The 19,919-nt window shown below is 61.4% G+C and carries 17 protein-coding genes; 10 read left to right on the top strand and 7 right to left on the bottom strand.

All coding sequences use genetic code 11. From position 1 onward, the window contains the following. Positions 1-173 precede the first annotated feature (173 nt). A complete protein-coding gene (locus YY7_RS0121590) occupies positions 174-1,424 on the top strand; it encodes an SAM-dependent methyltransferase (protein ID WP_028165051.1) in 1,251 nt (416 codons plus the stop codon). A 2-nt stretch (positions 1,425-1,426) separates the two neighbouring features. Here the strand turns inward: YY7_RS0121590 and YY7_RS52360 are convergent, their stop codons facing one another. Next, positions 1,427-1,576 carry a hypothetical protein gene (locus YY7_RS52360; RefSeq protein WP_155255262.1) on the bottom strand — a complete coding sequence of 50 codons (150 nt, stop codon included), beginning with the start codon at positions 1,574-1,576 and terminating at the stop codon, positions 1,427-1,429. A gap of 174 nt (positions 1,577-1,750) precedes the next feature. Between YY7_RS52360 and YY7_RS64435 the strand changes: the two genes are divergently transcribed. The 5 genes from YY7_RS64435 to YY7_RS0121560 all read left to right on the top strand — a co-directional run bounded on the left by YY7_RS64435 (position 1,751) and on the right by YY7_RS0121560 (position 7,740). Continuing rightward, positions 1,751-1,873, top strand: coding sequence for a hypothetical protein (locus tag YY7_RS64435; protein WP_283807015.1), 123 nt, complete (start codon positions 1,751-1,753; stop codon positions 1,871-1,873). A 270-nt stretch (positions 1,874-2,143) separates the two neighbouring features. Further along, positions 2,144-3,646: a replicative DNA helicase gene (locus YY7_RS0121575; RefSeq protein ID WP_028165050.1), complete on the top strand. Its 1,503-nt coding sequence runs from the start codon at positions 2,144-2,146 to the stop codon at positions 3,644-3,646. 42 nt (positions 3,647-3,688) lie between these two features. Beyond that, positions 3,689-4,921 carry an alanine racemase gene (alr, locus tag YY7_RS0121570; protein WP_028165049.1) on the top strand — a complete coding sequence of 411 codons (1,233 nt, stop codon included), beginning with the start codon at positions 3,689-3,691 and terminating at the stop codon, positions 4,919-4,921. A gap of 33 nt (positions 4,922-4,954) precedes the next feature. Continuing rightward, positions 4,955-5,725, top strand: coding sequence for an exodeoxyribonuclease III (locus YY7_RS0121565; RefSeq protein ID WP_028165048.1), 771 nt, complete (start codon positions 4,955-4,957; stop codon positions 5,723-5,725). Positions 5,726-6,699: 974 nt separating this feature from the next. Beyond that, positions 6,700-7,740, top strand: a complete 1,041-nt coding sequence (locus tag YY7_RS0121560; protein ID WP_028165047.1) for an alpha/beta fold hydrolase — start codon at positions 6,700-6,702, stop codon at positions 7,738-7,740. A 75-nt stretch (positions 7,741-7,815) separates the two neighbouring features. On the opposite strand, the gene YY7_RS0121555 is transcribed toward YY7_RS0121560, so the two are convergent. Then, positions 7,816-8,052 (bottom strand): hypothetical protein, encoded by a 237-nt coding sequence (locus YY7_RS0121555; protein ID WP_028165046.1) that lies wholly within the window; start codon positions 8,050-8,052, stop codon positions 7,816-7,818. Between the two features lie 281 nt (positions 8,053-8,333). Between YY7_RS0121555 and YY7_RS0121550 the strand changes: the two genes are divergently transcribed. Next, entirely contained in the window at positions 8,334-9,086 is a 753-nt protein-coding gene (locus YY7_RS0121550) for a DUF5131 family protein (RefSeq protein ID WP_028165045.1), read from the top strand. Here YY7_RS0121550 and YY7_RS0121545 read toward each other — a convergent pair. Then, entirely contained in the window at positions 9,041-9,958 is a 918-nt protein-coding gene (locus YY7_RS0121545) for a three-Cys-motif partner protein TcmP (protein WP_028165044.1), read from the bottom strand. The two genes, YY7_RS0121550 and YY7_RS0121545, sit on opposite strands and share 46 nt — an antisense overlap. A gap of 287 nt (positions 9,959-10,245) precedes the next feature. Next, on the bottom strand, positions 10,246-11,250 hold the full coding sequence (locus tag YY7_RS0121540; protein ID WP_051396832.1) for an alpha/beta fold hydrolase: 1,005 nt from the start codon (positions 11,248-11,250) through the stop codon (positions 10,246-10,248). 178 nt (positions 11,251-11,428) lie between these two features. Between YY7_RS0121540 and YY7_RS0121535 the strand changes: the two genes are divergently transcribed. From YY7_RS0121535 to YY7_RS0121525, 3 genes are all read left to right on the top strand, one after another. Continuing rightward, positions 11,429-12,328 carry a LysR family transcriptional regulator gene (locus YY7_RS0121535; protein WP_028165042.1) on the top strand — a complete coding sequence of 300 codons (900 nt, stop codon included), beginning with the start codon at positions 11,429-11,431 and terminating at the stop codon, positions 12,326-12,328. Positions 12,329-13,132: 804 nt separating this feature from the next. Further along, on the top strand, positions 13,133-13,603 hold the full coding sequence (locus YY7_RS0121530) for an aminoacyl-tRNA deacylase (RefSeq protein WP_028165041.1): 471 nt from the start codon (positions 13,133-13,135) through the stop codon (positions 13,601-13,603). Positions 13,604-13,655: 52 nt separating this feature from the next. Further along, positions 13,656-14,078, top strand: coding sequence for a CBS domain-containing protein (locus tag YY7_RS0121525; RefSeq protein ID WP_028165040.1), 423 nt, complete (start codon positions 13,656-13,658; stop codon positions 14,076-14,078). Between the two features lie 1,154 nt (positions 14,079-15,232). On the opposite strand, the gene YY7_RS0121515 is transcribed toward YY7_RS0121525, so the two are convergent. From YY7_RS0121515 to YY7_RS52345, 3 genes are all read right to left on the bottom strand, one after another. Next, positions 15,233-16,126, bottom strand: a complete 894-nt coding sequence (locus YY7_RS0121515) for an NAD(P)/FAD-dependent oxidoreductase (protein ID WP_028165038.1) — start codon at positions 16,124-16,126, stop codon at positions 15,233-15,235. A gap of 429 nt (positions 16,127-16,555) precedes the next feature. Beyond that, positions 16,556-17,839 (bottom strand): extracellular catalytic domain type 1 short-chain-length polyhydroxyalkanoate depolymerase, encoded by a 1,284-nt coding sequence (locus tag YY7_RS52355; RefSeq protein ID WP_063623386.1) that lies wholly within the window; start codon positions 17,837-17,839, stop codon positions 16,556-16,558. Between the two features lie 1,381 nt (positions 17,840-19,220). After that, on the bottom strand, positions 19,221-19,919 hold a 699-nt coding region (locus YY7_RS52345; RefSeq protein ID WP_210164701.1), incomplete at its 5' end, for a universal stress protein.

Here is a 19,919-nt window from a genome sequence, read left to right as displayed (position 1 = left end):
AATGGAAGCGCAGTTGTGACGCATCCACTTAATTGTCACATTCGGGAATATCCGCTTTGACTACAACGCAATAGCGCTTCCCCCCGATCACTCCTACAGTGATGTTGACTCACATTGGAACCATCTGTTCCACTGCGCGTCAGGGTAACGGCCGGTCACTCTGTGGTGGTTCCATGGACCGTTTGTTGCGTTATTTCTTGGGGCAGTTCGTTCGCCACGGCGCGCTTTCGGTCACGACCGCAAGCGGGGCGAAGTTCACCTGCGGCGACGGCGCCGGACAGCCGGTCTCGGTGCGGTTCCGGACGGAAGCCGCGGAGCGGTGGGTGTTGCTCGATCCCGAGCTCAGTCTCGGTGAGTCCTACATGGACGGCACGTTCGTCGTCGAGAATGGCTCGATTGTGGATGCGCTTGCGATCCTCATGGATCAGCCGGACATGCTACCGCGCTGGGCCAAGCCGCAATGGCTCCTGCGCTATCTCGGCAGGCACATCTGGCAATTCAATCCGCGGGGACGGTCGAGGCGCAATGTCGCTCACCACTATGACCTCGATGGCCGGCTTTATTCCCTCTTCCTCGACGCCGACAAGCAATATAGCTGCGCCTATTTCGAGACGCCGGATGCGACGCTGGACGACGCCCAGCTCGCCAAGAAGCGCCATCTCGCCGCCAAGCTCCTGGTGCGGCCGGGCCAGCGCGTGCTCGATATCGGTTCCGGCTGGGGTGGGCTTGGCCTCTACCTCGCCGAGATGACTGGTGCCGACGTCACCGGCGTCACGCTCTCCACCGAGCAGCTCCAGGTTTCGAACACCCGGGCGTCGGAGAAGAACCTCTCGCAATCGGCGCGCTTCCTGCTCGAGGACTATCGCGACATCCCCGGCCCGTTCGACCGCATCATCTCGGTCGGCATGTTCGAACATGTCGGTGTCGACTTCTACGAGACCTTTTTCCGCCGCTGCGCCGAGTTGCTGACCGACGACGGCGTGATGGTGCTGCACTCGATCGGCCGGTCCACGGGGCCTGACGTCACCAGCCCCTGGATCGAGAAATACATCTTCCCCGGCGGCTACATCCCGGCACTTTCCGAAGTCATGCCCGCGATCGAGAAGGCCGGGCTTCTGGTCTGCGACATGGAGATCCTCCGCCTGCACTATGCCGAGACCTTGAAGGCATGGCGTGAGCGCTTCATGGCGCGGCGCGAAGAGGCCGTCCGCCTCTATGATGAGCGGTTTGCGCGGATGTGGGAGTTCTATCTTGCGGCTTCGGAAATGTCGTTCCGCAAGCAGAACATGATGAACTTCCAGCTCCAGCTCACCAAGCGGCAGGGCGTCGTGCCGATCACCCGCGACTATATCGGCCAGGAAGAGGCCAAGCTGCGCGGCATCGAGCAGCGCGCGCGGCCGCGGCTGCAACTGGCGGGCGAGTAGGCTCAGTTGCGGAAACTGAAGGACGAGCCGTAACAGGGATACGCCACGGGCGGGCGCGCGAGCTGCGCTTCGACGGCGGCGAGCACCTGCTTGTCGCAGGGAACATTGCGGATTTCCGGGCGCGATGCCCGCTCCATGGCGTCGATCAGCATCGACAGCCACCGCCGGTCGCCCTGTTCCGATTGCCGGATATGAAATCGCTGGCTCATCGCTGTAACTAACCCGAAACCCTCTGGTCCGTTCCCGCCTACCCTGCCGCAACAAAAATCATTCCCATGTGAACTGGTTCACAAAGGTCGACGGGCGGTTTGGGCTAGACCACCGCCATGTCCCACGAGACGTACAGATCCTTGTTCGATCCGCCGCGCGACCTGAAAACCGACTACGCCCTGATCGCTGCGGGCATCGTCGCCGCTTTGGTTGCGTTCGCCTATCTCATCCTCACCTGAGATAGCAGGCCGGTCACGCGCCGTTCCCTTGGATGTTGGTTCGTCCAGGCGGAATTAGGTTCAGCCTGCCCAAAAACATTCCCCACGACTCGCCGCGCGCTCCCGAAATCCGTCAAGCATCGTGCACCGCTGCTACGTGATTCACACTTCGCTTGTGTGAATCGTGAATAAGGCGCATGGGCACTTCCGCTTCGGACAGCGGTGGCGCTTTATCGCCGCCCCTGCTCCGGGAATCCCAATAACGGCGAAATCCGAAGAATAATTCCGTCCATGGCAACTGATTCGAAGGTCCTGAAGCTCGCGCCCGAGCCGGGAGCACCGGCCTATCGCAGCGCACCGCACAATATCGAAGCGGAACAGGGGCTGTTGGGCGCTATCCTGGTCAACAACGACGCCTTCTACCGCGTCTCGGATTTCCTCGAGCCGAAGCACTTCTTCGAGCCGCTCCATCAGACGATCTATGAGACCGCCGGTAGCCTGATCCGGATGGGCAAGGTCGCCACCCCGGTGACACTGAAGACCTTCCTGCCGGCGGATACGGACATCGGCGGCATGACGGTTGCCCAATACCTCGCCCGCCTCGCCGCGGAGGCGACCACGATCATCAACGCCCAGGACTATGGCCGGACCGTCTACGACTTGTCGCTGCGGCGCGACCTGATCCGGATCGGCGAAGACATGGTCAACGTCGCATTCGACGCGCCGGTCGATTTCGCCCCACGCGCCCAGATCGAGGACGCCGAGCGCCAGCTCTACGAGCTCGCCGAGACCGGCCGCTATGACGGCGGCTTCCAGCGCTTCGCCCAGGCGCTGACGATTGCGGTCGACATGGCCGCTAAAGCGTTCCAGCGCGACGGCAAGCTGTCCGGCATCTCCACCGGCCTGCGCGACCTCGACACCAGGATGGGCGGCCTGCAGCCGTCGGACCTCATCATCCTCGCCGGCCGCCCCGGCATGGGCAAGACCTCGCTCGCGACCAACATCGCCTACAACATCGCCAGGGCCTATGAGGGCGAGGTGCAGGCTGACGGCAGCATCAAGGCAATCCACGGCGGCGCGGTCGGCTTCTTCTCCTGCGAAATGTCGGGCGAGCAGCTCGCCACCCGTATTCTCGCCGAGCGCACCGGAATCCCATCGAGCCACATCCGCCGCGGCGGTATCACCGAGATGGATTTCGAGAAGATCCGCGAATGCTCGATCGAGCTGCAGTCCCTGCCCTTCTATGTCGACGAAACCGGCGGCCTGTCGATCTCTCAGCTCACCGCCCGGGCGCGGCGGCTGAAGCGGCAGAAGGGCCTCGACCTCATCGTCATCGACTACATCCAGCTGCTGTCGGGATCGGGCAAGCGCGGCAACGACAACCGCGTCCAGGAAATCACGGAGATCACGACCAACCTGAAGGCGCTGGCCAAGGAATTGAATGTTCCCATCATCGCGCTGTCGCAGCTGTCGCGCCAGGTGGAGAACCGCGACGACAAGCGTCCGCAACTCGCCGACTTGCGTGAATCCGGTTCGATCGAGCAGGACGCCGACGTGGTGATGTTCGTCTACCGCGAGGAATATTACCTCGCCATGAAAGAGCCTCGCCCGGGCACACCGGAACACGAGAAGTGGCAGACCGACATGGGCCTCGCGCATGGCAAGGCCGAAGTCATCATCGGCAAGCAGCGCCACGGCCCGACCGGCACGGTCGAGCTGCACTTCGAAGCCAGCGTGACGCGGTTCGGCGACCTCGCCCATGACGGTCATGTGCCGGATCGGCCTTCTTATTGATGCGCGGTTGAACCATTGCTGCCGCCCGCGTAAAACGGCGCCATGAACGTCGCTTCCGATCCGAAATCGATCCCGCAGGGCGCGCAACTTGCGTCCGACGCAAACCAGCTCGCGGTGCCTCCGACCGCCACCGGCATCCTGACCGTCGATCTCGACGCCATCATCGCCAACTGGCGCAGGCTCGAGAAAGCAGCGGTTCCGGCCGAATGCGGCGCCGTCGTGAAGGCCGACGGCTATGGCTGCGGCGCTGCGCAGGTTTCGCGGGCATTGGCTGGCGCCGGCTGCAAGACGTTCTTCGTCGCCAATATCGAAGAGGCGCGCGCCGTGCGCGAGGCGGTGCCGTCCGCCACCATCTATGCGCTCGGCGGCTTCTTCCAGAGCACCGGCGACAGCTACGCCAAGTTCGACTGCCAGCCCGTGATCGGCGATCTCAACGAACTCGCCGAATGGGACGTGTTCTGCCGTCGCTCCGGCTGGTCGGGCGGCGCCGCTATTCACATCGACACCGGCATGAACCGGCTCGGCTTCACGATCAACGAGGCGCAAGGCATCATCCCGCGCATCAATGCCGGCGATCACGGCATCACGCTGGTGATGAGCCACCTCGTCGCCGCCGAGCAGCTCAACAACCCGATCAATGCGAGGCAGCTTGCGGCCTTCCGCGAGATCGCGAGCCTGTTCACCGGCGTGCCGGCGTCGCTTGCGAATTCCTCCGGCATTTTCCTTAGCCCCCAATTCCAGTTCGATCTGGTGCGGCCGGGAGCCGCGCTCTACGGCGTCAACCCGACGCCCGAGGCCGACAACCCGATGCGGCCGGTGGTCGATCTCAAGGCCCGCATCGTGCAGATCCGCCACATCGATCGCGGCGAGACCGTCGGCTATGGCGGCACCTGGACCGCGCGACGGCCGACGCGATTGGCGGTCGTCTCGGTCGGCTATGCCGACGGCTATTTCCGCGCCGCGAGCTCGAACGACGGCACCCGCGGCGCCGACGTTGTGGTCGCCGGCAAGCGCTGTCCGATCGCCGGCCGCATCTCGATGGACCTGATCGCCGTCGACATCACCGAACTCGACAAGAATGCCGTGCGGCGCGGCCACATGGTCACGCTGATCGGCGAAGGCATCACGGTCGACGAAACAGCGCATCATTTCGGCACCATCGGCTATGAGGTGCTGACCAGCCTCGGACCGCGTTATGCGCGCATCTACAAGGGCGGCAATCCCGCGGAGGAGCCGCCGCCCCCGCCCGCCGACTCCGGCAACGCGCCGACCTGATCGGGTCGGGATGGATCGCGGTCGTCTCGACGCATGAAGATCGCGACCTTCAACATCAATAACATCAACCGCCGCCTGCCGAACCTCTTGCACTGGCTGCGCGCGGCAAAACCCGACGTCGTCAGCCTGCAGGAACTGAAGGCAAGCGATAGCGAGTTTCCGACTGCCGCAATCGAGAAGGCCGGCTATGGCGCGGTGTGGTGCGGGCAGAAGACCTGGAACGGCGTTGCGATCCTCGCGCGAAAAGCCGAGCCGGTGTTGATCCGCACCGCCCTGCCCGGCGATCGCACCGATCACGAGGCGCGCTATATCGAGGCCGCCATCAAGGGCGTCGTCGTCACCAGCCTCTATCTGCCGAACGGCAATCCGCAGCCCGGGCCGAAATTCGACTACAAGCTTGCCTGGTTCAGGCGATTGCGCGCGCATGCCGCGAAGCTTCTCAAAGAGGATGTCCCGGTCGTGCTCGCCGGCGACTACAACGTCGCGCCGACCGAGCTCGACATCTATCCGACGCGCTCCTGGGACAAGGACGCACTGATCCAGCCGAAGAGCCGCGCCGCCTTCAAGGCGCTGGTCGATCAGGGCTGGTGCGACGCGATCCGCACGCTGCATCCGGCAAAGCCGACGTTCACCTTCTGGGACTACAAGCGCAACCGCTGGCCGCGCGATGCGGGGCTGAGACTCGATCATCTGCTGCTCAGTCCTGTGCTGGCGCCGCGTCTGACGAAAGCCGGCGTCGACCGCGACATCAGAGGCGAGGAAGGCGCAAGCGACCACGCGCCGGCGTGGATCGTGCTGCGGTGATCGTGCCGCAAGATGGAGCAAGCCGCGAGATGATGGGTTTCGCTGCGCTCTACCCATCCTACGATTCTCTCACGCCTCGCACCGGCGTCGTCCCCGCGAAGGCGGGGACCCATAACCACAGGGAGCTGTTGTATCGCGAGCAAGTGGTTGCAGCGGAGCACATCACCAAAGCCTGTGGTTATGGGTCCCGGGTCAAGCCCGGGACGACGAGAGGAGAGATCACGATTCAAATTTCAAACAGCAGAGAGGATGTGAGTCGGCATTCTCGCGGCATGAGACGCCCGAGCTTTGTTTCACTTTCCACCCTCTCGAAGCACAGAGGGCGCAGGGAAAGCCGGGTGCTGGTTGCACCCGTGGGTCCCGTGCAACAAAAAGCACGGGGGTAGGACCACAGGTTCAACCGAACATTCCGGCTTTCCCTGCGCGATGGTGTTACGGTTTCCTTCGTGCTCTCCCCGGTGACCGGGCTTTTTTGCCACCGTCACCCGCGGCAGCTCTTGCTGCTCGCGAGCTTAGCGCCAGCGTCGGGGCGCCAGGACCACACGACTTCGCCGTCCGTGATGCGCGTGCTCGTCAGTCACACCCATCTCGTCCACCGCATCCCACCGCAACGTTCGTGACGATCGCGAGCCGCCCCTCATCCGCCGTGAGACGCGCGGAGTTAAATCACTGATTTGCCCGACGGCGGAAGCGGAATATTTTTCGCAGCACGGCTGGACAGACTTTGGGCTGATTTGCCCGTCGGGTTGATTTGTCGCACCGGAAGCATCCACATCGTCATTGCGAGCGAAGCGAAGCAATCCATAGCGCCGCAAGTGGAGACATCGATTGCTTCGCTCCGCTCGCAATGACGGCAGGAGCAGTCGGCCGATCTCCCAATCGATCACAAACAAATCATCGCAAGCCTTCTGGATAGCGTCACAGTGCTGCGTTAGTCCGAGCCCGCCTGACATTCCAATCTGCAGGATTGCCCGATGATCCGTTTTGCCACCCTGTTCGGTCTCGCATTGACCACCGCTGTGAGCCTGAGTTCACCGGCCTCCGCCGCCGACGAGGGACCGGCCTATGGGCCTGAGCTGCAGGGCTTCGAATACCCCTTCCCGGTTGAGCGCTATCGCTTCTCATCGCAGGGCCAGGACCTGGAGATGGCCTATCTCGACGTCAAACCGTCGAACCCGAACGGCCGCGCCGTCGTGATGCTGCATGGAAAGAATTTCTGTGCCGCCACCTGGGAAGGCTCGATCAAGGCGCTGACGGCGGCCGGCTATCGGGTGATCGCGCCCGACCAGATCGGGTTCTGCAAATCCAGCAAGCCCGAGCGCTATCAGTTCACATTCCAGCAGCTCGCGGGCAACACCCGCGCCCTACTGGCGTCACTCGGCATCGAGCATGCGGTGATGATGGGCCATTCGACCGGCGGCATGCTCGCGATGCGCTATGCGCTGATGTATCCGGCGGCCGTCGATCAGCTCGTGCTGGTCGATCCGATCGGGCTGGAGGACTGGGCGGCCAAGGGCGTGCCGTGGCTCAGCCTCGACGGCTGGAACGAGCGCGAGAAGCGCGTCACCGCCGACACCATTCGCGCCTACGAGCGCGCGACTTATTATGCCAACACCTGGGACGCGTCATACGAACCCTGGGTGCAGATGCTGGCCGGCATGTATCGCGGTCCCGGACGCGAGGCGGTGGCATCGAGTTCGGCGCGGCTCTACGACATGATCGCGACCCAGCCGGTGTTCTACGAATTCGAGCGCATCACCGCGCCGGTGCTGCTCCTGATCGGCGACAAGGACACCACCGCAATAGGCAAGGATCTCGCACCGCCGGACATTCGCTCCAAGCTCGGCAATTATCCCGTGCTCGGCAAGGAGGCGGCCAAGCGTTTCCCGCACGCGCAACTGATCGAATTCCCCGACCTCGGCCACGCGCCGCAGATCCAGGCGCCGGCGCGCTTCCACGACGCTGTGCTGGGATGGCTGCAGCATCCGGAGACCGGGGGGATGGTGACGAAGTAGCGGCGAGCGGGATTGGCGCTGGTCAACGAGCCATCGCGCTTCACCGGATGCACCACCCGCGTTCGCGCGAGGTTGTCAGCTCATTATGCGGTTTGGAAGAACGAAGATCACGAAGTAGATAATCGCAAGCAGGACACATACGCCTAGACACTGAATGCCGACCACGGACCAAAACAGCATGGGGTTATCGCGCTTCGCCAGCACCACGCCAACGCGCATTCGGACTTCCACCTGCCGCAAACTGTTGAACAGCTTCCCTGCCTTCCAGGCAAAGCCAACGACCACGATGATGAAAAGGGCGTATGCGTACATTTGTGACCGTCAACGCTTCCTATCAGTAAGTCGTGGGGTGGGTTAGTTAGCCGAACTCACACACTCCGCTGCGTCAACACGTAAAGCCGCAAGGCGTAACCCACCATCCTTAGTGCGGCGCAAGCAAATGGCGGATTGCGCTTCCGCCTTCCGGCTTCAAGTCGTGGGATGCGGCTCAAGTCCGCGGCTCCGATCATGCCGCGATGATTTTTCTAGGAAGACGTTGTCGGCTCGTTTACCATATTGGAGACATTCTCCGGGGATGTCGAGGATGGACCACTATGGCTGAAACATCGATAGAATGGACGGACGCGACGTGGAATCCGGTTGCTGGCTGCACAGTGCTGACGGCGGGCTGCACGAATTGTTACGCGATGCGGATGGCGGCTCGTCTGGAAGCCATGGGCCTCGACAAGTACGCAGGTTTGACACGGAAGAGCGGCGGCCGGGCAAAGTGGACCGGCAAAATCAGGGTTGACTACGGCGCACTTGAAACCCCGCTGACTTGGAAGAAGGCACGGCGGGTATTTGTGAACTCCATGTCGGATCTCTTTCATCCTGAGGTGCCGGTCGAATTCATCGCGGCGGTCTGGAAGACCATGGCGGCGACGCCTCATCACACGTATCAGATCCTGACAAAGCGGCCGCAGCGGATGGCATCCGTCCTTTCCTCAGACAGCTTCACTGTACTCCCGAACGTGTGGCTTGGGACAAGCGTCGAGGACGGTCGCGTCCTGCATCGACTTGATGAGCTGCGGGACGTACCGGCGGCGATCAGATTCGTTTCCTTTGAGCCTCTTATTGGCTCCGTTGCCGGCAGTGACTTGCGGGGAATTCATTGGGCGATCGTCGGCGGCGAGAGCGGGCCGCAGGCCCGGCCGATGGACCCGCATTGGATCGATGAAATCTACGATCTCTGCACGGACGCCGACGCCGCGTTCTTCTTCAAGCAATGGGGCGGCAAGAACAAGAAGGCTAGCGGCCGGACTTATCGTGGTCGGCTGTGGAATAACCTGCCCGAATTGAGAATATGAGATGCGATATCGGTCGCCAGCTTCACTGCTTTGGGGCTGGTGTTCGATACGGCGAAGAAAAGCGAAGCAAGCGGCGCTCCGTTCTTGTGATGCAAACGGATGGGATCGAGGACCGCGCCTTTGAAAGCGGTTTCCAGGCGTTCTTTCACGTAGGCTTCAATTGCATCAACGTCAGTCCGACGAACTGCCTGCGCCTGCGTTTCGAGCAAATCCTTCGGTAAGATTTGGTGTTCGTACCAGCGTTCGCGCCAGTCGGTCGCGCCAAGCACGCGGTCCAAGTTCGCCTGCTTCCCTGCGTCAAGCTTGGCCGGATTGTGCGGTGCGTTTCGGTATAGGCCAGATAACGGAAAGAAATACCAGCAGTCCAGTGCTTTGGTTCTCGCGATAGTCTCAACCGTCTGCCATGCGACTTCCATTCCGTAGGGATCGAGAAAAACCACGCCGCGCGTTCCTCTCATCCCCGGCTTTCTCTGCCGCCAAGCGATCTGCGTGCAAAGCCGTTGCACATGCTTGTTGGCATCGCCTTTCTCTACGGTGATATGCCTGTCGGGATATTCACCGGCTAGCCGCTCAAGTTCAGCAAACCGCGTAGCATCTTCTTCGATCAGCACGATCGAATGCAATGGCGGGTGGATGTCGATCGCGATCCGGGCGCTGCCGGGCGTCGTGACCTCTTGCGGCTCGGCGAATTCCTCGCCGAGCAGCGGCAATGCCGGCCGGACCTCAGTTCGGCTACCGGAGCCGGCGAAGGCGTCGATGTATACGCATTCGAATTGTTGGTTGCGGAGAGCTATAGAGAAGGCCTGTAAGTATTCCTGAAGGCAGCGAAGCTTCTTCGGAGTGTCAGGTCCGCCATAGATGTGCTTTGCCAATTTGTCCCCCAATCCCGCGCACATAAGAGCGCGTAATCGGGCACACGTCTAGCTTGAGGATCCAGAGGTAATCGCGTCTTCTCTCCCAAGGCGGTCGTCGGTTCTTAGCAAGCCGGTAGGCTGGGCTAGTCAAACTCACACTTTGCAGCTTCAACACGCGAAGCCGCAAGGGCGTAACACACCATCCTTGATGCGGCACCAGTGAACGGCGGATTACGCTTTCCGCCTTCGTTCCTCGCGCTCCAGCGCAAAGCTAGTCCGCCCTACGACCCTCTTTTGCAGTCAACTCACGAAGCGATCTTGCGATTGAGGAAATCGCGGATAAGAGGCACCATTTCGTCGGCCTTGTCCTCGAGCGCGAAGTGCCCGGTATCGATCAGATGAAACTCGACCTTCGGCAGGTCGCGCTTGTAGGGGTAGGCACCATCGGCCGGGAAGATCTTGTCGTTCTTGCCCCAGACGATCAGCGTCGGCGGCTGATGCTTGCGGAAATAGGCTTGCACCTGCGGATAGAGCGGCAGGTTGGTGCGGTAGTCGTAGAACAGGTCCATCTGGATCTCGGCGTTGCCGGGTCGGTCGAGCAGGGCCTGGTCATGCACCCAATTGTCGGGCGAAACGCGGGTCACGTCACTGACGCCGTCGGTGTACTGGAACTTGGTGATCTCCGGCGTGACCAGCTTGTAGAGCGCCTTGCGATGTTCCTCCGAGTGATCGGCCCAGTAGGCCTTGATCGGGTCCCAGAACTCTTTCAAACCCTCGTCATAGGCATTGCCATTTTGCACGATGAGCGCCGTGACGCGTTCAGGATGCTTGAGCGCGAGGCGCCAGCCGACGGGCGCGCCGTAATCCATGACGTACATGGCGAAGCTGCGGACATCCAACTGATCAAGCAGCCCGTCGACCAGTTCGCCGAAGCGGTCGAAGGTATAAGCGAACGTGGCCCGATCTGGCATATCGCTCTGCCCGTAGCCCGGATAGTCGGGGGCGATGACGTGATAGCGGTCGGCAAGCTCCGGAATGAGGTTGCGGAACATGTGCGAGGAGGTCGGGAAACCATGCAGCAGCAGCACGATCGGCGCCCCCTTCGGCCCTGCCTCGCGATAGAAGATCTTGATGCCGTCGACCGTCTTGGTGCGGTGGTGCGTGACGATCGGCGCCTTGCCGGCCGGCGTGGCGTTCGCCGCGAACGCGTTCTGTGAAAGGGCTGCGCCGGCGGTCAACAGTGGCAGGCCCAACGAGAAACGCCGGCGGCTCACGGCAACAAGCGTGTCGATCAAACGAGCGTCTTTCATATCAGACTCCGATTGCAGAGTGACTTGTGATGCGGCGACGTGTGCTGCTCGGCAGTCAAGGAGTCATTGGCAACCGGGCCGCAGATCATCGATGGATTGCGGCGTAGCGCATTGTACGACCGCTGGGCAGCCCATATGATTGAGAAGGAGCTTTCGGAAGTTTGGAAAGGGAAGACAAATGGATCGCCTGGAGGCGATGTCAGTGATTGTCGCTGTGGCAGAGACCGGCAGCATCTCGGCGGCATCACGCCGACTCAAGTCGCCTGTGGCAACCATCAGCCGAAAGGTCGCCGAACTCGAAGCTCGCCTCAAGGCGCAACTGTTTCAGCGCACGTCGCGGCGAATGACACTGACCGATGCCGGACGCTCATACATAGACGCCTGCAAGCGCATCATCGAGCAGGTTGAGGATGCCGAGCGAGAGGTGTCGGGCGAGTACCGCATGCCAAAGGGCGAGATGGCGGTGACGGCACCATGGGGCCTTGGCCACGCGCATTTGCTGCCGCATGTGATCGAATTTCTCAACACCTATCCGGACATCTCCCTGCGGCTGATGTTGACCGACAACGTCATCAACGTGACCGATGAGAATATCGATGTCGCGATCCGGCTTGGTCCTCTGCCAGAGAGCAGCATGATTGCGACGCGGATTGGCTCGATCCGGGTCGTCGTTTGCGGCAGCCCCTCATACCTGAAGACGCGCGGGCGGCCGAGAAAGCTGAGCGAGCTGGCCAAGCATGATTGCATCACCATCGATGATCATGCCGCGCCTGCAGCCTGGAGATTTGTGTGCGGCAATCGTCCCAGGGTGGCGCCGATAAGGTCGCGGCTCTGCGTGAACACGTCGGAAGCCGCGGTGCTCGCCGCCATCAATGGCGCCGGCTTGGCGCGGGTCATGTCCTACAAGATGGACACCGCGATGCGCGAGGGAAGGCTTGCGATCGTCCTCGATGAATTCGAGCCGAAACCGCTGCCGGTGCACATCCTCTACCCCCCACGCAAGCCGATGCCGCTCAAGCTGCGCACTTTTCTCGATTGGATGACGCCGCGTCTCAAAGACCGGCTTGCCCTTGCTTGAATATCGACGCATCGGCACCGACTGGCGAGAACTTCAACTGTTCGGTCGCGGCGCCGGGAGCTCAACCCGTTCTCCGACGACGTGGCGCGCCACGCTCGTGCACCGAACGCGGCGATCGCGACCCAGCGGGTGTTCTACGAATTCGACGGCGCGAAGCCCGGGACGACGGGAGGAGAGTTCTGATTCAGATGCCAAACAGCCTCTCCGCTGTCATCGTCCGCCACCGGGTCGGCGCAAAGCGCCGCCCGATGACAGGCTCCGGCGGACGATCCAGCATTCCAGAGCCGGCTGCGTTTAAGTAGAGGGGCCGCCGGTTACTGGATGCCCGCCTCGCGGGCATGACGGCGGAGGAGAGGACTGCGCATTGCGTCCCTCAGTCATTCCGGGGCGATGCGTCAGCATCGAGCCCGGAATCCATTGCGCCGCTTGCGCACGCGGATTGATGGATTCGGGTCTCGCGCGGAACCTGTCACCGGGCCGTGCCTTACACGGACCCGTTGGCGCGCCCTGGAATAACGATGCATGGGCAGCAACAAGTCGTGGGCTAGGTTAGCTGATCCGCGCCACGGCCCAGCCTTATCGGTGTTCCCTACGCTGCGAGGATCGCCTGTTGCACACCAAGACGGAAAGCACACCAACGCCAAAAGTGGAGGCGTTGCATCGCCCCCCGGTCACCGACGAAGAATTGCAGCCGGCGGATGGAAGGAATATGCTCGCCTTATAATGACGCAGCCGCCCATCGTAAGGCGAGGCTCGGAAGACCTTACGGCGGATGGTTTGCCTACCCGCACCGGAGGTCACGTCATGTCCATCGCTCCCACACTGCAAAAATACCTCGCCGCTGAAAACATCCAATACGAGGAGATCCAGCACGAGCCGAGCATGTCGTCCACTCGCACGGCCGAAGCATGCCATATCTCGGGCGACCGTCTTGCCAAAGGCATCGTGCTGCGACGCGACGGCGAATATATCCTCGCCGTCGTGCCGGCATCGCACCACCTCCGCCTGTCGGAGCTGCGGGCGACACTCGGTGATCATGTCGATATGGCGAATGAAGCCGAAATCAATCGACTGTTCCGCGACTGCGCACTCGGCGCCGTTCCGGCCATTGGCAAGTGCTATGGGCTCGATATTATCGTCGACGATAGCATCGAGACGCAGCCGGAAATCTATATGGAAGCCGGCGATCACGAGACCCTGCTTCATCTCACGCATGAGCAGTTTGCGCGCCTGACGGCGAACGCACCGCATGGGCGCTTTAGCGCGCACGACTGAGGATTGGTCGCGCGCATCAAGTGCACCTGAAATCCAGCAATGGAGGTCCGCCATGAAAGTCAAAGACGTGATGCACAAGGGCGTCGACTGGGTCAGCCCCGACACCCCCGTCACCGAACTCGCGAAATTGATGCGGGGGCATGACATCGGCTGCATTCCGATCGGAGAGGACGATCGGCTGATCGGGATGGTGACCGACCGCGATATCGTCTGCAAAGGGCTTGCGAGCAACGACTTCGATGCGCGTCGCGCGACGGCGCGCGATGTCATGACCGAAGGCATCCATTGCTGCCGCGAGGACGATGACCTCGCAAAGGCGATGCATCACATGGAGAAGCTGCAGGTCCGCAGGCTGCCGGTGATCAACAAGGGCAAGCGGATGGTCGGCATCCTCAGTCTCGGCGATGTCAGCCATTCCACGTCTGGCGACAATCTCCTGTCCGAATGCGTCAGGAGCGTCTCGGCTCATCACTGAGGCGTGGCCAGCGTGACAACCGCCAAGCCGCCGCCAAAGGCTGGAGGTGCGGCAGCGTCTTGCTTTGCCCGGGAAGTGGTGCCCGGGGAGGGAACCATACGCAACCACGGACATGACGAACCGCTGTTTGTCCTTAGTATGGCGGCGTGAGTGCGGTGCAGCCTCGCTGCATCGCGAAATTTACAATCGGGGCAGTTATTGGCGGGAAGCCTAGCTCGGGGTTCGCGCGAGCTCCGGTCCACAATCGCGGATTGGGCGGACAAGTTGTGGACCTGTAGCCCAGGGATTTAGCCCCGATTTCTATCGCCCCCCACAGTGGCGAAGTGGCACCATATCGTTGCTTTGACACGTGCAGCGTAGTTGCGGGCCGCCCTGCTCAACGACCGTATGGTACGCCAAGCCTCCGTGGCTTCTAACCAAGCTTTCGCATGCTGGAACCTGGCATAGACCCAAGCAAATGCAGGGATCTTCATTAATTTGTCTCGGGTGAGTCTGAATAGACGCTCTACCAGCACGAGCTTTAACAGCTCGCCCGTGATCAATGTTAAAGCGCTGCTCAGAAACTGCCCCGTCGCGGCTAGATATGCGGCGAGAGGCTTAACAGGTTCCAGAAGAATCACAGGAACTGAAAAGAGTGCGAGCGATGGGTAAGGCGGTAACGATCTGATCCAAGCTCGTAGTCGTCTCAACGGAACGTGGTCAGCGATCCAGTTTGAGATCGGCTTGGCAAGCGCCAAAAACGCCGCATCCACCAGGAAATACACGGCGGCGAAGACGTAAGTAACCGGCCTAAGGATTCTGTTCACAGTCGACCTCTGCGAATCAGACGATCTTCGCAAAGCAAAGTCGGGAACCCTAAAATAGTTTCTTACCAGCAACCGGTTATCCTACCCAGGCCAGAGCTTTTCACGTGTCCTTTCCAATGGAGGCGCCTTCTTCTGCTCGCTCGCGTTCGCATCTTCGTCCTACTGTTTGTTCGACGGGCAGTTCTTTTACCTGCGCGATCGGTCGCCGAAACTGGACCGAGGAAAAATCGCTGGCCCGCTCTTAGGAGTCCCCTTGCCGCTCAGGCTCGGCGTAGCCGTGCTCGGCGGGTCAATGGATGACGGCCGAGACAGCCATCACGATCCGGCAGCGTTTCTAGGCGGTGGCGACTACACGTAGTTCGGTGGCAGTGTATTGTGGATGTGGCATGCCGCTACCGCAGCATGACCCAATGCGACCGATATCTGGTGCAGGTCACTGACGACGTCACCAATTCCGTACAGTCCCTGGACCGTGCTCTGCTGTTTTTGATCCACGATCAGAAACCCTTCCGCCGTATGATCCGCGCCCACCGCAAGTGACAGGGCGGATCGGACCTCACTGCCCATCGCAGGATAGATAACATCGAACCCGACTGAGGTGCCATCGATCAGCCGAGCCGCTAATCGACCATCGACTTTTTTGAGCTGAGCGAGTGGCGCAGTGGTGGCAATTGTTGCCTCCTTCAGCTTCATCGCCAGCCCGTCCTCACGCGCGTCATCGGTCGGAACGAGGACAACATCAGCGGTGAAAGTACGAAGGAAAAGCGCCTTGCTCGCTGCATGCGCAAGCGGGCCGATCACCCCTATCCTTTTCCCGCGCGCCTCGAACGCGTCGCATATCGGACAATAGCGCAGCAGACCTTCCTCTACCGCGCTGGCCCAATCCTTCATCGGAGGCTGTCGATCGACGATACCGGTCGCGAGAACGACTTTCGACACCAGGATATTCGTGCGACCGACCGTGGCAGTAAAGCCGCTGCCGGCTCGCGCAAGTGCCTCGATCTTGCCGTCGATCAGCCGAACACCGAGCGCGGCCACCTGCTCTCTCATGCGCGCAAGCAATTCGGCACCGGAAATTCCGCGTGCGAATCCCGGAAAATTGTGGCTTTTCGGAATCAGTGCCGCCCGAGACTCACCGGAATCGACAACCAGAACCTTTCGCTCGAATCGCGCAAGGTAGATCGCGGACACGAAACCCGCTGGCCCAGCACCGATAACCAAGACCTCAACATCTTCAGGCATCTGCGATTAACCCGTTCGCACCGATGAGGTTCTTACACGCTGGAGAATTGGTTTTCAGGAACGGCCTCAAGCCTGGGCCGTTTACCAACCGCCTGAAGCAGACAGTTGAAGAGGCCTTACCGGCGAACCCCAGCCCGTTCGAGGAGGAGCGTGCCGAGGGCTCGCATGACATCGCCGAGGGATGGCTCAAGAAACAATGGCGCCACAAACAGCCGCCAGGAGTTGTCGCCAACTGACGCTTTCGGTCGCCGAATACACAAACACTTGCGGCGCCTGGATCCAGAGCTGCAGTTCACGAGCGCGACCACAATATCCGGTCTGCCCCGGACAGCCGATATGATGACGGATTCAAACGTTATTCCGCTCAGGGCCAATTGGCGACCACGCCCGACCGGTCAATCCACGACAAGAGCGAGCGCCGACGTCGGATTAACGCGGCACCAGTCCGGCGGCCTTCAGGGCCGCCGTGATGATCGGGCCAGGTGCAACGCGCGGCGGCGTGCCGGGCAGCGGGATGGGAAACTCCGGAACCGGGAGACCTGCGGCTTCAAAGGCCGCCGCGATGATGGTGTTGGGGTCGAGCGGCGGACGCATCTGCTGGGCTCGATCATCAGCAGTTGAGGCGCCGCCTGAACCGTGCGTGCCCTCGGCAGCTGCTGCAGCAATGAGCAGGGCGTGGTCATCAGTTGGCATCTGAATGGTGGCTGACGTCGGCGCGGCACGGGGCATTTCAACCGGAGATTCATGCAAACCCCAGAAGCGAGAGATGTGATGCGTAGAGGAAATTCCCACATCCAGGAAAAATGCACCGGCAAAGCTGCAACTCTCTTCCATCTTCGTCGCGATCGGCACACCGTGGCCCATGCCGCGGATGGAAAACGCCTCGATCAGTGGCTCACCATTTGCGTCGCTCCATACGCGCCGATTGTGGCTCTCGAAGAATTCTTGATGCGAGGGGCTGTCCGAAAGCCCATGCACGCTGGTCCATTGCCGAATAATGTCTTCACCGTTGGACGGCTTCACGATCGGATCGCGGGAGCCATGCCATACCGAGATCTTCGGCCACGGCCCGGAATGTCTGGATGCTGCCCGCACGCGATCGCCAAGCACCTGCGTGGCATGTCCGTGCTCGGTAAACATGGCCTCAAATGCTTGTTGAACGTTGCTGGCGCAGCCATAGGGCAACCCGGCGATGATGGCGCCGCCGGCAATAACCTCTGGATAGGTCGCGAGCATAACGGAAGCCATAGCGCCACCGGCAGAGAGGCCGGTCACGAATACTTTGCCCCGATCGCCCGCAAATCTCGTCAGGGCATGCTCGATCATTTCCCTGATCGAAAGCGCCTCGCCATGACCGCGCGCGATGTCGCCCGGCAAGAACCACGAGAAACAATTCTTCGGATTGTTGGTGGGCTGCTGCTGCGGATAGACGACCGCGAAGCCGAGCCTATCGGCGAGCGATGACCAGCCGGTACCGTGGTCATACTCGGCGGCGGTTTGGGTGCAGCCATGTAGCGCGATGACCACGGGCCGATTGGGCGGAAGGTCCTCAGGCGCGTAGGCAAACATACGGAGATTGCCGGGATTTGCTCCAAACCCGGTCAGTTCTCGCAGCCGTGTCCGGCGACGGGCGGGCGCCCCGCGAATGGACGCCGCGTTCTTTCGGGCCGCCGCAAGAAGACCTTCGAATTTACTGCGAAACTCCTCGCGCATCGGTGCACACCTATACCAATCACAGGAGATTTATTGTGTGCACCGCAACATTGCAGGCGTCGGAAGCAGAGTCAAGACCGCGCCCGCCAGCTCGCCATCCCGAGCAGACTACGAAAGCCTCAGATCGCCGCTTGCGACACGCGGTCGAAGAAATACAGCCGCTCGGGATTCAGCGCGAGGCGAAGCCGGTCGTGGACTTTCGCTTTGACGATCGGCTCCGAGGCAGAACCACGAACAACCCTGCTCGCTGTTGGTGCGACCAGCCGCTTTGATTAGCTTTGACGAAGCCTTCGGGTGTTGGTCGTGCGGTCCACGCTGGCGTAAGCAGGCCAGCCTTGCACGCCCATATTGATCTTGGCATTGATCTTGGCCCAACGGGTCGCGCCAGCAACGGGATGCTTCGCTATGCGCCTAACGCGCTTGATGCGGGCGCGGCACCGGCAGGGAGAAACCAGACGGAAGTGGCCACCTCGTTGGAGAGGCGGCGCCCTCCACCTGATCCGTGAAAGCGTCAGCGAAAATCCGGCTGTTAGTTGTCAGCCGCCGGATCACCACCACCCGCTGTTCCAGCCCACCCCTACGCTCGGGCCAAATCCCACGCTCACGCCCCATCCTGGGCGCGCGCCCCATCCCCACCCCGGGCTCGCGCCCCATCCCCATCCTGGGCCCGCGCCCCATCCCCATCCTGGGCTCGCGCCCCACGCCGGGCCCGCAGACCACGCCGGTCGTGGGCTCCAGGCATAGGCGCCGCGCCATCCCGGCCCCCACGCCCGGCGCGGAGCCCAAGCGTTGGCGCTGCGCCATCCCGGACGCGACACGCGGCGCGGACTCCAAGCGTGGGCGGCACGCCATCGCGGACCCGAGTGCCGGGCGCTGTGGCGCGGGCCGCTGGTCCAGCGCGCGTGCTGGATCCTTGACGTTTGCAAGACGATCTCGTTCGCCTTTGTGATCCGATTTGGCATTGCGGAAGCCGCCGTCGAGGTGAGAGCAACACCACCAAGCGCGGCGAAGGCAACAGCAGCAATTTTCAGTCTCATGGATGATCTCCTTCCTTGAGACTACCGAAACGTGTTGCTCGTTCGGTGGTTGCTAAAAGCGCGAGCAGAAGTTTCGGTTTGAGCTGCGAAGTTCCCCTCAAGAGCTGTCGATCGGCCCGCTGCAGCGCAACAAGGCGATGAAGCTTCAGACGCAACCTTTCGATGAAAGACTTGGATTTCGCAGACTTGGATTTCGATGCGTTTCCTTCACGCGAACCGGCATTCACGTCGCTCGAAAACGCTCTAAAGCGCGATGCGATGAGGATGAATCATCATCGCGCTTCAGGTTATTGTTTGAGCATGATCTTTTCGGAAAACCGCTCCACACTTTTCCGGATCATGCTCTAGTGCGACAACAGTACGGGAATTTCGATCCTCGCGTTGAAGATGTCTCGCGTTGCGCTGCCGAGCATCAGCTCGCGCTCGAATCCATGCGCGAACGCGCCCATCACAAGCAGGTCCGCGCCTGCTTGCTGCGCATGGGCCAGAAGGGTCGCGCCAATGTTCAGAGTCTCACGCTGGATCGTGCTGAATTTGGCATCAACCTGCCACCGCGCCAGATAGCGGCAGAGTGCGTGTCCGGAATGAGGTGTCGGAAACAGCTTGTCGTCAATGACCGATACGACGAGCACCTCACGCGCCTGAGCGAGAAGGGGCAACCCATCGCGCACTGCACGAACCGCCGAGCGTGTTCCGTCCCATGCAACGACAATCCGGTCTTTTGCGACTACAGGAGTGTTTGGTGGCACGAAGACAATTGGACGACCGCTCGCAAACAGGGCGGCCTCGACCAGTTCTTTGCGAGGCGCATCAAGTGGTCCGCGCGCATCGATCACCAGGACGTCGTGCACCTGGGTGCAATGGATCATTCGTTCGCGGAGCGAGAGGGACTGGTTTTCGGCCTGCAGAATGTCACACGATACGTTTGCATCCGTCGCAGCGGACTGAACGAGCTCCGCCGTTCGTGCCACCCGTTCGCTTGACGTTGCTGGCCTGGCGGCAGGACTCCCGACTTGCCGAATGTCCGGTTCAGGCGGCAAGTC

The organism is Bradyrhizobium elkanii WSM2783, from assembly GCF_000472865.1.
In the GTDB taxonomy this organism is placed as follows: Bacteria; Pseudomonadota; Alphaproteobacteria; order Rhizobiales; family Xanthobacteraceae; genus Bradyrhizobium; species Bradyrhizobium elkanii_A.
This window is presented reverse-complemented; position numbering and strand designations above follow the sequence as displayed.

Coding starts and splice junctions, on each gene's coding strand:
- YY7_RS0121590 (WP_028165051.1), top strand. CDS start 174: ATGGACCGTTTGTTGCGTTATTTCTTGGGGCAGTTCGTTCGCCACGGC.
- YY7_RS52360 (WP_155255262.1), bottom strand. CDS start 1,576: ATGCTGATCGACGCCATGGAGCGGGCATCGCGCCCGGAAATCCGCAAT.
- YY7_RS64435 (WP_283807015.1), top strand. CDS start 1,751: ATGTCCCACGAGACGTACAGATCCTTGTTCGATCCGCCGCGCGACCTG.
- YY7_RS0121575 (WP_028165050.1), top strand. CDS start 2,144: ATGGCAACTGATTCGAAGGTCCTGAAGCTCGCGCCCGAGCCGGGAGCA.
- alr (WP_028165049.1), top strand. CDS start 3,689: ATGAACGTCGCTTCCGATCCGAAATCGATCCCGCAGGGCGCGCAACTT.
- YY7_RS0121565 (WP_028165048.1), top strand. CDS start 4,955: ATGAAGATCGCGACCTTCAACATCAATAACATCAACCGCCGCCTGCCG.
- YY7_RS0121560 (WP_028165047.1), top strand. CDS start 6,700: ATGATCCGTTTTGCCACCCTGTTCGGTCTCGCATTGACCACCGCTGTG.
- YY7_RS0121555 (WP_028165046.1), bottom strand. CDS start 8,052: ATGTACGCATACGCCCTTTTCATCATCGTGGTCGTTGGCTTTGCCTGG.
- YY7_RS0121550 (WP_028165045.1), top strand. CDS start 8,334: ATGGCTGAAACATCGATAGAATGGACGGACGCGACGTGGAATCCGGTT.
- YY7_RS0121540 (WP_051396832.1), bottom strand. CDS start 11,250: ATGAAAGACGCTCGTTTGATCGACACGCTTGTTGCCGTGAGCCGCCGG.
- YY7_RS0121535 (WP_028165042.1), top strand. CDS start 11,429: ATGGATCGCCTGGAGGCGATGTCAGTGATTGTCGCTGTGGCAGAGACC.
- YY7_RS0121530 (WP_028165041.1), top strand. CDS start 13,133: ATGTCCATCGCTCCCACACTGCAAAAATACCTCGCCGCTGAAAACATC.
- YY7_RS0121525 (WP_028165040.1), top strand. CDS start 13,656: ATGAAAGTCAAAGACGTGATGCACAAGGGCGTCGACTGGGTCAGCCCC.
- YY7_RS0121515 (WP_028165038.1), bottom strand. CDS start 16,126: ATGCCTGAAGATGTTGAGGTCTTGGTTATCGGTGCTGGGCCAGCGGGT.
- YY7_RS52355 (WP_063623386.1), bottom strand. CDS start 17,839: ATGCGCGAGGAGTTTCGCAGTAAATTCGAAGGTCTTCTTGCGGCGGCC.